Source organism: Mycolicibacter kumamotonensis (assembly GCF_002086285.1).
Classification (GTDB): Bacteria; Actinomycetota; Actinomycetes; order Mycobacteriales; family Mycobacteriaceae; genus Mycobacterium; species Mycobacterium kumamotonense.
Genome location: NZ_MVHU01000028.1, coordinates 1 through 12,498, shown reverse-complemented (window position 1 = coordinate 12,498; position 12,498 = coordinate 1). Strand labels below are relative to the sequence as shown.

Annotated in this window: 12 protein-coding genes and 1 pseudogene; 7 read left to right on the top strand and 6 right to left on the bottom strand. The window is 69.2% G+C overall.

The genetic code is table 11. The features are described from left to right. Positions 1-166: 166 nt before the first annotated feature. Positions 167-673, top strand: a complete 507-nt coding sequence (locus tag BST28_RS16865) for a SixA phosphatase family protein (RefSeq protein ID WP_083082012.1) — start codon at positions 167-169, stop codon at positions 671-673. Positions 674-706: 33 nt separating this feature from the next. Here BST28_RS16865 and BST28_RS16860 read toward each other — a convergent pair whose 3' ends face one another. The 3 genes from BST28_RS16860 to BST28_RS16850 form a co-directional block, all read right to left on the bottom strand. Then, positions 707-913: an excalibur calcium-binding domain-containing protein gene (locus BST28_RS16860; protein ID WP_109560722.1), complete on the bottom strand. Its 207-nt coding sequence runs from the start codon at positions 911-913 to the stop codon at positions 707-709. Positions 914-1,085: 172 nt separating this feature from the next. After that, positions 1,086-1,628 carry a DUF3558 domain-containing protein gene (locus tag BST28_RS16855; RefSeq protein WP_065288673.1) on the bottom strand — a complete coding sequence of 181 codons (543 nt, stop codon included), beginning with the start codon at positions 1,626-1,628 and terminating at the stop codon, positions 1,086-1,088. Then, positions 1,625-2,122 (bottom strand): DUF3558 domain-containing protein, encoded by a 498-nt coding sequence (locus BST28_RS16850; RefSeq protein WP_065288688.1) that lies wholly within the window; start codon positions 2,120-2,122, stop codon positions 1,625-1,627. Before BST28_RS16850 ends, BST28_RS16855 begins: the two co-directional genes overlap by 4 nt. A 173-nt stretch (positions 2,123-2,295) precedes the next feature. Here BST28_RS16850 and BST28_RS16845 point away from each other — a divergent pair, with 173 nt between their 5' ends. Further along, entirely contained in the window at positions 2,296-4,038 is a 1,743-nt protein-coding gene (locus BST28_RS16845) for an ABC transporter ATP-binding protein (RefSeq protein WP_065288690.1), read from the top strand. Between the two features lie 11 nt (positions 4,039-4,049). Beyond that, the gene (locus BST28_RS16840; protein WP_083082071.1) at positions 4,050-5,921 is read left to right on the top strand and encodes an ABC transporter ATP-binding protein; all 1,872 of its coding nucleotides are present in this window, start codon (positions 4,050-4,052) and stop codon (positions 5,919-5,921) included. A gap of 16 nt (positions 5,922-5,937) precedes the next feature. Here BST28_RS16840 and BST28_RS16835 read toward each other — a convergent pair. The 3 genes and pseudogenes from BST28_RS16835 to BST28_RS16825 form a co-directional block, all read right to left on the bottom strand. After that, positions 5,938-7,303 (bottom strand): annotated as a pseudogene (locus tag BST28_RS16835) (HNH endonuclease signature motif containing protein). A gap of 269 nt (positions 7,304-7,572) precedes the next feature. Then, entirely contained in the window at positions 7,573-8,550 is a 978-nt protein-coding gene (locus BST28_RS16830; protein ID WP_083082004.1) for an Acg family FMN-binding oxidoreductase, read from the bottom strand. Positions 8,551-8,638: 88 nt separating this feature from the next. After that, a complete protein-coding gene (locus tag BST28_RS16825; protein WP_083082001.1) occupies positions 8,639-9,760 on the bottom strand; it encodes an adenylate/guanylate cyclase domain-containing protein in 1,122 nt (373 codons plus the stop codon). Between the two features lie 32 nt (positions 9,761-9,792). Between BST28_RS16825 and BST28_RS16820 the strand changes: the two genes are divergently transcribed. The 4 genes from BST28_RS16820 to BST28_RS25135 form a co-directional block, all read left to right on the top strand. After that, complete coding sequence (locus tag BST28_RS16820; RefSeq protein ID WP_083081999.1) at positions 9,793-10,944, top strand: MalY/PatB family protein; 1,152 nt, start codon at positions 9,793-9,795, stop codon at positions 10,942-10,944. Positions 10,945-10,961: 17 nt separating this feature from the next. After that, positions 10,962-11,399, top strand: a complete 438-nt coding sequence (locus BST28_RS16815) for an HIT family protein (RefSeq protein ID WP_065288676.1) — start codon at positions 10,962-10,964, stop codon at positions 11,397-11,399. Between the two features lie 4 nt (positions 11,400-11,403). Next, positions 11,404-11,862: a nitroreductase family deazaflavin-dependent oxidoreductase gene (locus tag BST28_RS16810; protein WP_083081997.1), complete on the top strand. Its 459-nt coding sequence runs from the start codon at positions 11,404-11,406 to the stop codon at positions 11,860-11,862. Between the two features lie 130 nt (positions 11,863-11,992). Further along, positions 11,993-12,498, top strand: a 506-nt coding sequence (locus BST28_RS25135) for a PGRS repeat-containing protein (protein WP_337339092.1), incomplete at its 3' end; no start/stop codon positions are given.

Below are 12,498 nucleotides of genomic sequence, written 5' to 3'. Positions count from 1 at the left end.
CGACAAGCCCGCGGACCTTGCCCGGCAGGTCCGGGCGGCGCATGACGACGTGACCACGGAGGTCACACGCGCCACATCGGTAACGCCAACCGGGGGGTGAGAGGAGTTCGAATCGGATATCGCATGCGCTACTTCGGCGATCGCCGACGGCCCTACCCTTGGGCCAATGAGCAACGAGCACCGCACCCTGATCCTGCTGCGGCACGCCAAGTCCGACTATCCGCCCGGGGCCCTCGACCATGAACGCCCGCTGGCCAAGCGCGGAATCCGGGAGGCCGGGCTGGCCGGCGACTGGCTGCGCGCCCGGGACCCCGAGATCGACGCGGTGCTGTGCTCGACGGCCACCCGCACCCGGCAGACCCTCGAGCAAACCGGGGTGAGCGCACCGGTCCGGTACCTCGACGACCTCTACGAGGCGGCGCCGGGAACCGTGATCGCGACGATCAACACCGTCGGCGACGACGTGCACACCCTGCTGGTGATCGGCCATGAGCCGGCCATGTCGAGCGTCGCCCTCGGGCTGGCCGGCGCGCCGGGAACCGATGCCGCTGTTGCCCAGCAGATCTCAGCGAAGTTCCCGACGTCGGGGATCGCGGTGCTGCACGTGAGCGGTGGTTGGGCGGGCGTGGAGCTCGGGACGGCGGCCCTGGTGGACTTTCACGTGCCACGCTGATCGCCCGAGGCTGCGGCGCGCTCGGGGCCGGGCTCAGCGCTTTGGTTCGCAGGCGAGCCCGTCACCGTCGCGGTCGAGTTTCGCCGAGTAGGCGGGATCGTCCTGGGTGATGTTGTAGCGGCCATCCGCGTGGGCTTCGGAGCAATTCTTGTAGGGCGGGTCGGCCACGGCCACGGGGGCGACTGCCACACCGGCAGTCGCTGCACCCACGACAACGGCGACCAGAAGACGGTGACGCATCATCCTTGCCCTCTCCTTGGGAGTCAAACCTGCACAACGACAGTGAATCTGACAGTTACCAGAGGGTGACTCTAGCCACCGGCAGGCCCAATTGTCCTGGAATCGGCATGAGGTCGCCCCCCTCGCGGGTGCGCGGGTGCGCGAACACCGTTCGGCTACGGCCCTGGTCTCGCTAGGAGTTCGTCGCGAGCGTGAGCTCCATCAGCTTGATCGCCTGCTCGCACGCGTCGATACCGGGCGCCTGCGGGTTGACCCACCAGCCGACCACGCCGGCGGCGTCGCTGGCCACTCCGCACGAGCCGTTCGGGTCCGCGGGGCGCATCACGATCGACGGCACGCCCACGATCGTCTTGTTCTCGATCTGATACTGCAGGAACTCGGCGACCTTGCGCTCGTTGTCCAGGCTGCCCTGCTCGAACCAGAACCGGGTGATGTCGATCAGCCCGGCCGGGTTAGCCGCCTGCCAGCGGCAGATCGCGCCGACGAAGGTGCTCTGGATGTCCAGCGGGTCCGCCCCCACCGTCTTGGCCAGAATGTCGGTGGTCAGCACCTCGCACTCCTTGAGCAGGTTGGGGTACTGCCGCTCGGAGTTGTTGTTGCGCTGAGTATCGCCGGAGCCCGCCTTGACCGCGGTGCCGCCCACCTCACGCGAGCAGGCGGTCGGTGCGATCAGCACGGCCAGCAGCGCGAGCGCGGCAAAAATCCGGCGGCTCATTTGGCGTTCGCAATCGACTGGCGGGTCAGCTCTTTGGCGACGTCGCACGGGTCCGGGAACGGCTTCTGGGCGAAACTCACCGACCACTCGATGAAGTCGTCCTTGAACTGGATGCCGATCTCGCACAGGTTGTCGCCCATGGTCGGGGCGGTGCCGATCGCGATGAAGCCGCTGTGGCCGTCGATGTTGATGTCCTCCACCGACGTGCGCGACACCTCCTCGGTCTTGCGTTCACGCCCGATCGGGCTGCCCCGGTACCAGGAGAAGGAGAAGTGCGGGCCCATGATCCCGCCGCGGGCCAGCCACTGGCAGCCCACCGAGTTCTGCGCGGTGTTGACCAGCCCCGACACCCGGGTCAGGTTGGTGACGGTCTCGTCGCTGATGCCCCCGCACTGCGGGAAGGACGGCCCGTGAGTGCTCTGATCGGACTTGGACGCCGGGGACTCGCCGGACTGGGCTTCGGTCGAGCCGGAGTCGGAACACCCGGCGAGCATCGGAATCACGGTAGCGACCGCCAGGGCCGGGACCGTCAGTTTGAGCCGCACACGATGCACTGTAGCGGCACCACCGCCGGGCAACCACGACACACCGGGTGACCAGTCGGTTTGTGTCGCCCCGGCAGCCTCACCAGCAGGTGCGGCCGGCCCCGGTGTGCGACAGTAACCCCATGCTCCTGGCGCTGCTGCGCTGCTACCTCAGGCCGTACCGGTGGCCGGTCGCGGCGGTGATGACCCTGCAGCTGATCAGCACCCTGGCCTCGCTGTACCTGCCGACCGTTAACGCCTCGATCATCGACGACGGGGTGGTGCGCGGCGACACGGGAGTCATCACCCGGCTGGGCGCGGTGATGCTCGCCGTCACCGGAGTGCAGGTGCTGTGCGCGGTCGCGGCGGTCTACTACGGCGCGCGCACCGGGACCGGCTTCGGCCGGGACCTGCGCCGGGCGGTGTTCACCCGGGTGATCGGCTTCTCCGAGCGCGAGACCACCCGGTTCGGCACGCCGACGCTGCTGACCCGCACCACCAACGACGTCCGCCAGATCCAGCTGGTGGTGCAGCTGGGCGCCACCGTGCTGGTCGCCGCGCCGATCATGAGCATCGGCGGGCTGCTGATGGCGCTGCACCAGGACGTCGGACTGTCCTGGCTGCTGGCGGTGGCCGTGCCGGTGCTGGCGGGGGCCAACTACGCGATCGTGGTGCGGATGCTGCCGTTGTTCCGCCGGATGCAGATGCTGATCGACAACATCAACCGGGTGCTGCGCGATCAGCTCACCGGGATCCGGGTCATCCGCGCCTTCGCCCGCGAAGCCCATGAGCAGGACCGGTTCGCCCGCGCCAACCTGGCCCTGTCGGACACCTCCATGACCGTCGGCAACCTGCAGGCGCTGATGCTGCCGGCCACCACGCTGATCATCAACGCCTCCAGCGTCGCGCTGATCTGGTTCGGCGGGCTGCGCATCGACGCCGGGCAGATGCAGGTCGGATCACTGATCGCGTTCCTGTCCTATTTCATGCAGATCCTGATGGCGGTGCTGATGGCCACCATGGTGGTGGCGATCCTGCCCCGCGCCGCGGTGTGCGCCGAGCGGATCACCGAGGTGCTGTCCACCGAGCCGGCGCTGAGCACGCCGATGAACCCGGTGACGCCGTCGTCCAGCACCGGCGAGGTCCGGCTGGCCGCGGTCGGCTTCGCCTATCCCGGCGCCGACCGGGCGGTGCTGCACGACGTGTCGCTGACCGCCCGGCCCGGCTCCACCACCGCGGTGGTCGGCTCCACCGGGTCGGGAAAGTCCACCCTGGTGTCGCTGATCTGCCGGCTGCGCGACGTGACCGAGGGCGCGGTGCTCATCGACGGCGTCGACGTGCGCGACCGCGACCCCGAAGAGCTGTGGTCGGGGATCGGGCTGGTGCCGCAGCGCGGCTATCTGTTCTCCGGGACCGTCGCCGACAACCTGCGCTACGGCGCCCCGGCCGGCGCGCAGGTCGGCGACGAGCAGATGTGGGAGGCGTTGCGGGTGGCCGCCGCCGACGATTTCGTCGCCGCGCACCCCGACGGGCTGGCGATGCCGGTGGCCCAGGGCGGGATCAATCTGTCCGGTGGGCAGCGGCAACGGCTGGCGATCGCCCGGGCCGTGATCCGCCGGCCGTCGATCTATCTGTTCGACGACGCGTTCTCCGCGCTGGACACCGGCACCGACGCCGCCGTGCGGGCGGCACTGCGCGAGGTGGCCGCCGATGCGACGGTGATCATTGTGGCGCAGCGGATCTCGACGGTCGCCCAGGCCGATCAGGTGATCGTCATCGATGACGGTCGGGTGGTCGGCGCCGGCACCGACCAGCAGTTGCTGACCGGGTGTCCCATCTACGCCGAGTTCGCCGAATCCCAATCACTGGCCGGAGGGCTGCGGTGACGGCCCCGGTGATGGATTCGACCGCGCGGCCCATCGACTTCTCGGCGACCGCGATGCGGCTGGCGCGGCGGATGGGCCCGCAGCGCAGGTTGATCGCCGCGGTGATCGCATTGTCGCTGGGCGGCATCGCGATCGGGGTGGCCGGCCCGCGGATCCTCGGCCATGCCACCGATCTGATTTTCAACGGGGTGATCGGCCGCGGCCTGCCGTCGGGCATGAGCAAGCAGCAGGCCGTCGAGGCCGCCCGCGCCGCGGGACGGGGCACCTACGCCGACATGTTGTCCGGGATGGATGTGGTGCCGGGCGCCGGCGTCGACTTCACCGCGGTCGCGCGCACGCTGGCCCTGGCGATGAGTTTGTATCTGGTTGCCGCGGTGATGGTCTGGACCCAGGCACGGCTGCTCAACGTGATCCTGCAGCGCACCCTGCGCACCCTGCGCCGCGACGTCGAGGACAAGATGCACCGGCTGCCGCTGCGCTACTTCGACACCCAGCGCCGCGGCGAACTGTTGAGCCGGGTCACCAACGACGTCGACAACACCGCGACGTCGGTGTCGATGACGATCAGCCAACTGTTCTCCTCGGTGCTGACCGTGCTGGTGGTGCTGGCGATGATGCTGTCCATCTCGCCGCTGCTGGCCGCGATCACGCTGCTCGGCGTGCCGGTGTCGCTGCTGGCGGTACGGGCGATCACCCGGCGCTCGCAGCGACTGTTCGCCGCGCAGTGGGCGGCCACCGGACGGCTCAACGCCCACCTGGAGGAGACCTACAGCGGCTTCACCCTGGTCCGCACGTTCGGTCACCGGGACTGGGCGCAGCAGCGCTTCGACGAGTGCAACGACGAGCTGTACCGGGCCGGGTTCGGCGCCCAGTTCCTCTCCGGTCTAGTGGCACCGGCGACCGGAGTGATCGCCAACCTGGGCTACGTCGCGGTCGCGGTGATCGGCGGTTTCCAGGTGGCCACCGGCCAGATCACCCTGGGCAGCATCCAGGCGTTCATCGCCTATGTCCGCCAGTTCAACCAGCCGCTGGGCAACCTCGCGGCTATGTACAACACGCTGCAGTCCGGGGCGGCCAGCGCCGAGCGGGTATTCGCCTTCCTCGACGAGCCCGAGGAGCCGGCGGCCCCCGCGGTGCCACTGTCGCTCAACGGTTCCGGGCTGCGCGGGCGAGTCGAGTTCCGCGATGTCAGTTTCGGCTACCGGCCCGGGGTTCCGGTGATCGAGGATCTGTCGCTGGCCGTCGAGCCGGGCAGCACGGTGGCGATCGTCGGGCCGACCGGGGCGGGCAAGACCACCTTGGTCAACCTGCTGATGCGGTTCTACGACGTGGATCGTGGGCAGATCCTGATCGACGGCGTCGACATCACCTCGGTGGATCGCTCGACGCTGCGTTCCTCGATCGGGATGGTGTTGCAGGACACCTGGCTGTTCACCGGGACGATCGCCGACAACATCCGCTACGGGCGGCCCGACGCCTCGGAAGACGAGGTGCTGGCGGCCGCCCGCGCCGCGCACGTCGACCGCTTCGCCGAAGCGCTTCCGGACGGTTACGCCACCCGGGTCAGCGACGACGGGGCGGGGATCAGCGCCGGAGAAAAGCAGCTGATCACGATCGCCCGGGCGTTCCTGGCCCGCCCGCAACTGCTGATCCTCGACGAGGCCACCAGCTCGGTGGACACCCGCACCGAGCTGTTGATCCAGCGGGCCACACGCGAATTACGCCGGGACCGCACCAGTTTCATCATCGCCCACCGTCTTTCGACGATCCGTGACGCAGACCTGATCCTGGTGATGCAGGCCGGCCGGATCGTCGAGCAGGGCACCCACACCGAGCTGCTGGCCCGCCGGGGGGCGTATTGGGCGATGGCCGAAGGCAATTGACCTTGCGATCCTCGGGTTAGGGATCTTCGTCGTCTTCGCGGTCGCGTAGGAGTTTTTCTCCGGTGGTGGTAGGTGTTGGTGCGGGGTCGGCCGTGGTCGAGGTGGGGTGGGGGCAGGGTTTCGGTGGTGCCGTCGTGGCGTTTGCGGGTTTTCCAGCCGTGTGAGGTGATCAGTTGGTGATGCGGGCCGCAGCGCAGGCTCAGGTCGTCGATGTCGGTGCGGCCGGTTTTGGCGTAGTCGGTGTCGTGGTGGACTTCGCAGTAGTAGCCGCCGATGGGACAGCCCGGGTGGCTACAACCCCGTTCTTTGGCATAGAGCACGATGCGCTGGCCCGGTGAGGCCAGACGTTTGGTGTGCAACAGTGCGAGTTCTTTGGCGCCGTCATAGATCCGCAGGTAGTGATGGGCGTGGGAGGCCATCGCCACGACATCGCGGATCGGTAGCCAGGTACCCCCGCCGGTGTGGGCCTTGCCGGTACCGGCCTGCAGATCGGCCAGGGTGGTCGAGACGATGATGGTGGCCGGCAGCCCGTTGTGCTGGCCCAGGTCCCCGGAGGCCAGCAGGGCACGGCCCATCGCGGTCAGGGCGTCGTGGTTGCGCTGCGGTGCGCTGCGCGCATCGGCCTCGATCTGGGCTTGGCTTGGTGTGCCGGCGATGCACGGCACCGGGTCGTCGGGATTGCACATACCCGGAGCCGCCCAGCGGGCCAGCACCGCATCGAAGGTGGCGCGCGCTTGCGGGTCCAGATAGCCCTTGATGGCACTCATGCCGTCGCGGTCCTGGGGGCCCAACACCAGGCTGCGGCGTTTGGCGCGTTCCTCGTCGGTGTAGTTGCCGTCGGGGTGCAGGTGATCGGCCATGCGGTGGGCCAGGGTGGCCAGTTGATCGGGCCGATAGCCCGCGGCCAGCTCGGCCAGTTCCGCTTCGGCACGCGCCACGGTGTCGGTGTCGATATCGTCGGGCAGGTAGGTGAAAAACGAGCGGATCACCGCGATATGCGCCGCGCCGATCTGCCCCTTTCGTTGGGCGGCGGCGACCGCGGGACGCACCGGGTCGAGGGGTTCACCGGTCAGGCTGCGCCGCGGCCCCAATTCGGCGGCCTCGGTGATGCGCCGCCCGGCCTCACCACGAGTCAGGTGTAGTTCATCGGCGAGCACCCAGCGAGCCTTGCCGCCCACCTCGGCCGGATCCGCCGCGGCCACCCGATTCACCAGCGGGTGTTCCACCGCCGGCAGCCGGCGACGCAGCATTTCGCAGCGCCGCAGGATCGCCACACACTCCCGCGGGGTCAACGCCTCGAAATCCAGCTCCAGCGCCCGATCCAGTCCTGCGGCCAACGCGTCGAAGACCCCGACGACCACCTCGCGACCGTTCGAACACATGTGCTAATCATAGCCACGCCCCCCGACAGTCCGCCGAAACCATCCACAAGCAAAACCACAGTGACACAAGTGAATACAGTGACCAACAACCCCGAAGAATCCGCTGCGGATCAGCCATTGCCGACCGGTGGTCACCGGCGTAGATTCGACCGCGAAGCAGGCCCGGAAATGACCGAACCGAAGAGCTGGTCAGTGGATGAAAGCCAGCCGCGCAGGAAGTGTAAGACGCTCCCCACGTCAGCCGGGCCTGCCCTATTGTGTGCTGCCGGTCAATATTTCAGCTGCAGTACATCGGCCAGCTGACGTCGCGGCGTCGGCGCCGGAACCTTCTCCAACACCGGCGTGCCACCGACCCGGATCAGAACTTGCGGCAGGTCGTCACGGCCAGCCAGCCCGGCCAGCATCGCCCGGCTGGCCGGTACCTCCGTCAGATGCGTGACCGGGCAGGTGGCCAGACCGGCCATGGTGCACTCCAGCAGCACGGTCGAGAGCGCCTCACCGCAGGCCAGCGCATCGGCCGGCTCATCGGTCTCGGTGGACAGCAGCACGATCTTCGAGTGGTCGTCGCCGACCTCGATGCGCCGCTCCCGGTTGTTGGTGACCGGAAAACTCCGCCCGATATCGACCCGGTCGCTCTCCGCGGCCGAAACCAGCGCGCTCTGCGGGATTCCGTCGGAGACCTCGAACGGCGCTGTCCACCAGCTGAGTTCGGCGTGGTACGACGAGTCATAGAGTCTCAGCGCCTCGGTGACCTGGGAGGCCTCCGCGAGTTGGGAACGCACGTCGTCGGGAAGCACGCACAGCCGCACCGGCCCCTCGACGCTGCTGTGCAGCACGGCCTCGAAGGGCGCCCAGGCGCTCGGTTCCAGAAACGGCAGTCGATCGGTGCGCCGCATCAGGATCGCGTTGGCGCGGTAGCGCTGTAGATCGGTGACCCGGTCGGAGGCGGTGAAGCCGATCGAGGCGAGGTGCTCGGGTCGCTGCGGATCCGGGAATCGCTGCACCTCGGCCGTCCATCCGGCGACGTCCATCGCCACCCGCAGGTGATCGAGCACCGCTCCGCAACTGATCAGCGCCTCGCGCGCGGATTGATCGCCGTGCACCGCGCGGTTGGGATCCAAGAACAGGTCCAGCCGGCCGGGCTCAGCCACCCACCGCCAGGGCTGGCTGTTGTGCAGCGACGGCGCGCGGCATGCCAGCCGCACCGCTTCGGCTACTACTTCGGACTTCACCAATGTTCCCACCACGACTCACCTCCACCTCACCTCACAGGTTCCCCGGAGGGCGGGCCTCCCGACAGGGCCGTTAGTCCTCGCCACGGTCGGCATTGGACCGTCAGCCCTCGGCGTCTTCGCCGCAGCGCCGGACCCGGAAGACGCTCACCTCACCCTTGATGCCCTTGAGGTGCCGCGCTCCCGCGAACGACCAGCGGAATGCGTCGTCGTCGGCGAGCGCGGCCTGCACCGGCCCGGTGACCAGCACCGAACCCGGACGCGCCACCCCGGTCACCCGACTGGCCAGATTCACCGGGCTGCCGAACCAGTCCCCGACCCGGCTCACCGCCTCCCCGGAGGCGATACCGGCGCGCAGCCGCGGTAGCTCGCCGTCGGCCTCGGCGGCGTCGATCAGCCTCAGCACCGCATCGACCATGGGCGCCGGCTCCGGGCTGACGAACATCACCGCGTCGCCGATGGTCTTGATGAATCGCACCGGCGGGACGGCGATCTCACGGCCCAGCACCGCCAAACGCTCGGCGAGCTGCACCAGCTCCTCGGGCGGCACCATCTCCCCGAGCCGGGTGAACCCGACCAGGTCGGCGAACGCCACGGTGACCTGCCGCGCCCCCGGCAGCGGCGCGCCCGCCATGCGCTCGCTGGCGGTCACGGCATCGATGTCGAGCTGGTGACGCAGCTGCAGCATCAGCATGTCCTGAACGAAGGGGCCCAGCATCGGCGCCAGCGCCGCCACCAGGTCCCGCGACCGCTGCGCGATCTGCAGCTCGGTGACGCCCGGCTCACCGATCGCCGACAACACCGTGAAGCGCATGAAATCAGCGGTGTGCGACAGCCCGTCGGCCAGCACGCGGGCCGTCTGCAGGGCGTGTTCGGCGTCGATACCGGCCTCGATGAAGCGGCGGGCATGCACGGCGATGCTGGCGTCGGCACGCATCAGCGCGGGGGCGTCCGGATCGTCGACCCAGGGCAGCCCGACCGCCCGCAACAGCCGCTGCAACTGCTCGAGGTCCACCCCGGTCGACTCACTGATCTCGCGCGCCGACACGTAGGTGCCGTCATCGCCGACCAGCCGGCGTGACGCCAACAGCATCGGCGAGACGTTCCCGCGAATCTGATCAGCGGTGATGCCCTGTCCTAGCAGCCATTCGATCAATTCGGCGCGTTCGGCGCGCGCAGGGCCGTCCAGCCCGTCGAGCAGTTCGTCGATCTTGGGATCAGCCACGCCGCAAACGTATCTCCCGGCAGACTGTCGGGGTGGCTGAAGTCTTCGATGCGCTGACCGACGACCAACTCCGCGCGCGCGGGACGATCAAGTGGAACCACTTCGAGCCGGACGTGTTGCCGCTGTGGATCGCCGAGATGGATTTCCCCACCGCGCCGGCGGTGCTGGACGGTATCCGCGCCTGTGTGGCCGCCGAGGAGTTCGGCTACCCGGCGTTCGGGTCCGATGCGCTGCCGGTGGCGGCGGCACGCTGGTGCGAGCGGCGCTACGGCTGGGCCGCCCGCCCGGAGTGGGTGCGGGTGGTGCCCGACGTGCTCAAGGGCATGGAGGTGGTCATCGCGTTCCTCACCCGCCCGGAGAGCCCGGTGGTGCTGCCGGTGCCGGCCTACATGCCGTTCTTCGATCTGCTGCTGGTCTCCGGCCGCCAGCGGGTGGAAATCCCGATGACCCAAGATGACTCGGGGCGCTATCTGATCGACCTGGATGCGCTGGACGCGGCGTTCGCCGCCGGCGCGGGGTCGTTGATCCTGTGCAACCCGAACAATCCGCTGGGCACCGCGTTCACCGCCGAGGAACTGCGCGCGATCGTGGAGATCGCCGCCCGCCACGGCGCCCGGGTGATCGCCGACGAGATCCACGCCCCGCTGGTCTACGACCGTCCCCACGTCGCGGCCGCCTCGGTGTCCGACGTCGCCGCCGACACCGTCGTCACGCTGATGTCGGCGTCCAAGGGCTGGAACCTGCCCGGCCTGATGTGCGCCCAGGTGATGCTGTCCAACCAGCGCGACGCCGACGCCTGGGACGGGATCAACATGATGCACACCATGGGCGCCTCCACCGTCGGCATCCGCGCCAACATCGCCGCCTACACCGACGGCGGCGACTGGCTGGACCGCCTGCTGGTCTATCTGCGGAGCAACCGCGACCACCTGAGCCGTGTCCTTCCCGAGGCGGTGCCGGGGCTGCGGGTCAGCCACCCGCAGGCCACCTACCTGGCGTGGCTGGACTTCCGGGCGCTGGGGTTGGCGGTCGAACCGGCCGACTACCTGCTGGGCCACGCGCGGGTGGCGCTGAGCCCGGGCATCCCGTTCGGCGGCGGCCCGGGGTTCGCCCGGCTGAACTTCGGCACCACCCGGGCGATCCTGGATCGGGCGATCGAGGCGATGGCCTTGGCGCTGCGCTGAACCGCTACCGTGGCGGAATGTCCTGCGTGTTCTGCGCCGTGGTGGCCGGCGACGCCCCGGCCGTGCGGATTTTCGAAGACGACGACTATCTGGCGTTCCTCGACATCCGGCCGTTCACCCGCGGCCACACGCTGGTGATCCCCAAGCAGCACAGCGTGGACCTGACCGACACCCCGCCCGAGACACTGGCCGGCATGCTCGCGGTCGGTCAGCGGATCGCCCGGGCGTCCCGCGACTCCGGGCTGCACGCCGACGGCAACAACCTGGTGATCAACGACGGCCGGGCGGCCTTTCAGAGCGTGTTCCACATCCATTTGCACGTGGTGCCGCGCCGCAACGGCGACAAGCTGTCCTTCGCCAAGGGCATGGTGGTGCGGCGCGACCCGGACCGGGAGCGCACCGGGGAGCTGCTGCGGGCAGCGCTGGCCGACGCCGACTCGGCGCAGTCAGACTGAAGCGATGGGCATTTCCAGCTGGGTCGAACGACAGGTCGGGGGGCGCCTGCTGCGCCTGCACAACACGCTGTACCAAGGCACCGGCGGGCGCATCGGCCACCGGTTCCCTGGCCTCCCGCCAAGCGTGCTGCTGCACACCGTCGGCGCCAAGACCGGGCAGGCCCGCACCAACGCGCTGACCTACGCCCGCGACGGGGACGACTACCTGATCGTCGCGTCGTTGGGCGGCGCTCCCCGCTCTCCCGGCTGGTACCACAACCTCAAGGCGCACCCCGACGTCGAGATCAACGTCGGCCCCAAACGCTTCGCCGTCACCGCGCGGCCGGTGCTGCCCGACGACCCCGACTACGCCCGGTTGTGGCGGCTCGTGAACGCCAACAACGCCAATCGCTATGAGGCCTACCAGCGACGCACCGCCCGGCCGATCCCGGTCGTGGTGCTCACTCCCGCGACGTCCACTTAACCGGCTGACTTTCTTCCTACGGAAACCACTTGTCCGTTGTTAAGCGCCTGCTTAGGTAGTACTTTGGCTTGATCACGCACCTGCGCGTGGGCTGTCGGGCGGGGTTCGCCCTCGAGACAAGGTAGGGCCGATGAGCCGACGAGGTAACCCGCGGTCGACTCGCCGGCGCGGGGCACGCGCTGCGATCGGGGCCTTCGCCGCCGCCGGGACCATCGGCGGGGCGTTCGGGCTCAGCCCCCTTGCCCCCGCCCCACCGGCGCACGCCGACGCCGACCTGGACTGGCTGGTCGAACTGTTCGCGCCTGCCGCGGGCCTGGCCGCTGGTTCGGACCCGCTCGAGGCCTCCGACGTGTTTGGACTGGACCTCTACACCGTGCTGCACGACCAGATGCAGACCTGGATCACCAGCCCGCTGGGCATCCAGATCGACACCACCATCAACCAACTCGCCGGGGCCTATCTCATCGGCAACGGGATCGACGGGACCGCCGACAACCCCAACGGCGGCGCCGGCGGCCTGTGGTTCGGCGACGGCGGCGACGGATATGACCAGACCCTGGCCGCCGTCACCACCGGCCTGCGGCGTGCCGTCGGCCTGCACGAGGCCGGTGCCGCCGGTACCACCCGCGCCGCCGT

Excerpts from the sequence above, each read along its gene's own strand:
- BST28_RS16845 (WP_065288690.1), top strand. The coding sequence starts at position 2,296 with ATGCTCCTGGCGCTGCTGCGCTGCTACCTCAGGCCGTACCGGTGGCCG.
- BST28_RS16850 (WP_065288688.1), bottom strand. The coding sequence starts at position 2,122 with ATGCTCGCCGGGTGTTCCGACTCCGGCTCGACCGAAGCCCAGTCCGGC.
- BST28_RS16860 (WP_109560722.1), bottom strand. The coding sequence starts at position 913 with ATGCGTCACCGTCTTCTGGTCGCCGTTGTCGTGGGTGCAGCGACTGCC.
- BST28_RS16865 (WP_083082012.1), top strand. The coding sequence starts at position 167 with ATGAGCAACGAGCACCGCACCCTGATCCTGCTGCGGCACGCCAAGTCC.
- BST28_RS16840 (WP_083082071.1), top strand. The coding sequence starts at position 4,050 with ATGGATTCGACCGCGCGGCCCATCGACTTCTCGGCGACCGCGATGCGG.
- BST28_RS16855 (WP_065288673.1), bottom strand. The coding sequence starts at position 1,628 with ATGAGCCGCCGGATTTTTGCCGCGCTCGCGCTGCTGGCCGTGCTGATC.
- BST28_RS16815 (WP_065288676.1), top strand. The coding sequence starts at position 10,962 with ATGTCCTGCGTGTTCTGCGCCGTGGTGGCCGGCGACGCCCCGGCCGTG.
- BST28_RS16810 (WP_083081997.1), top strand. The coding sequence starts at position 11,404 with ATGGGCATTTCCAGCTGGGTCGAACGACAGGTCGGGGGGCGCCTGCTG.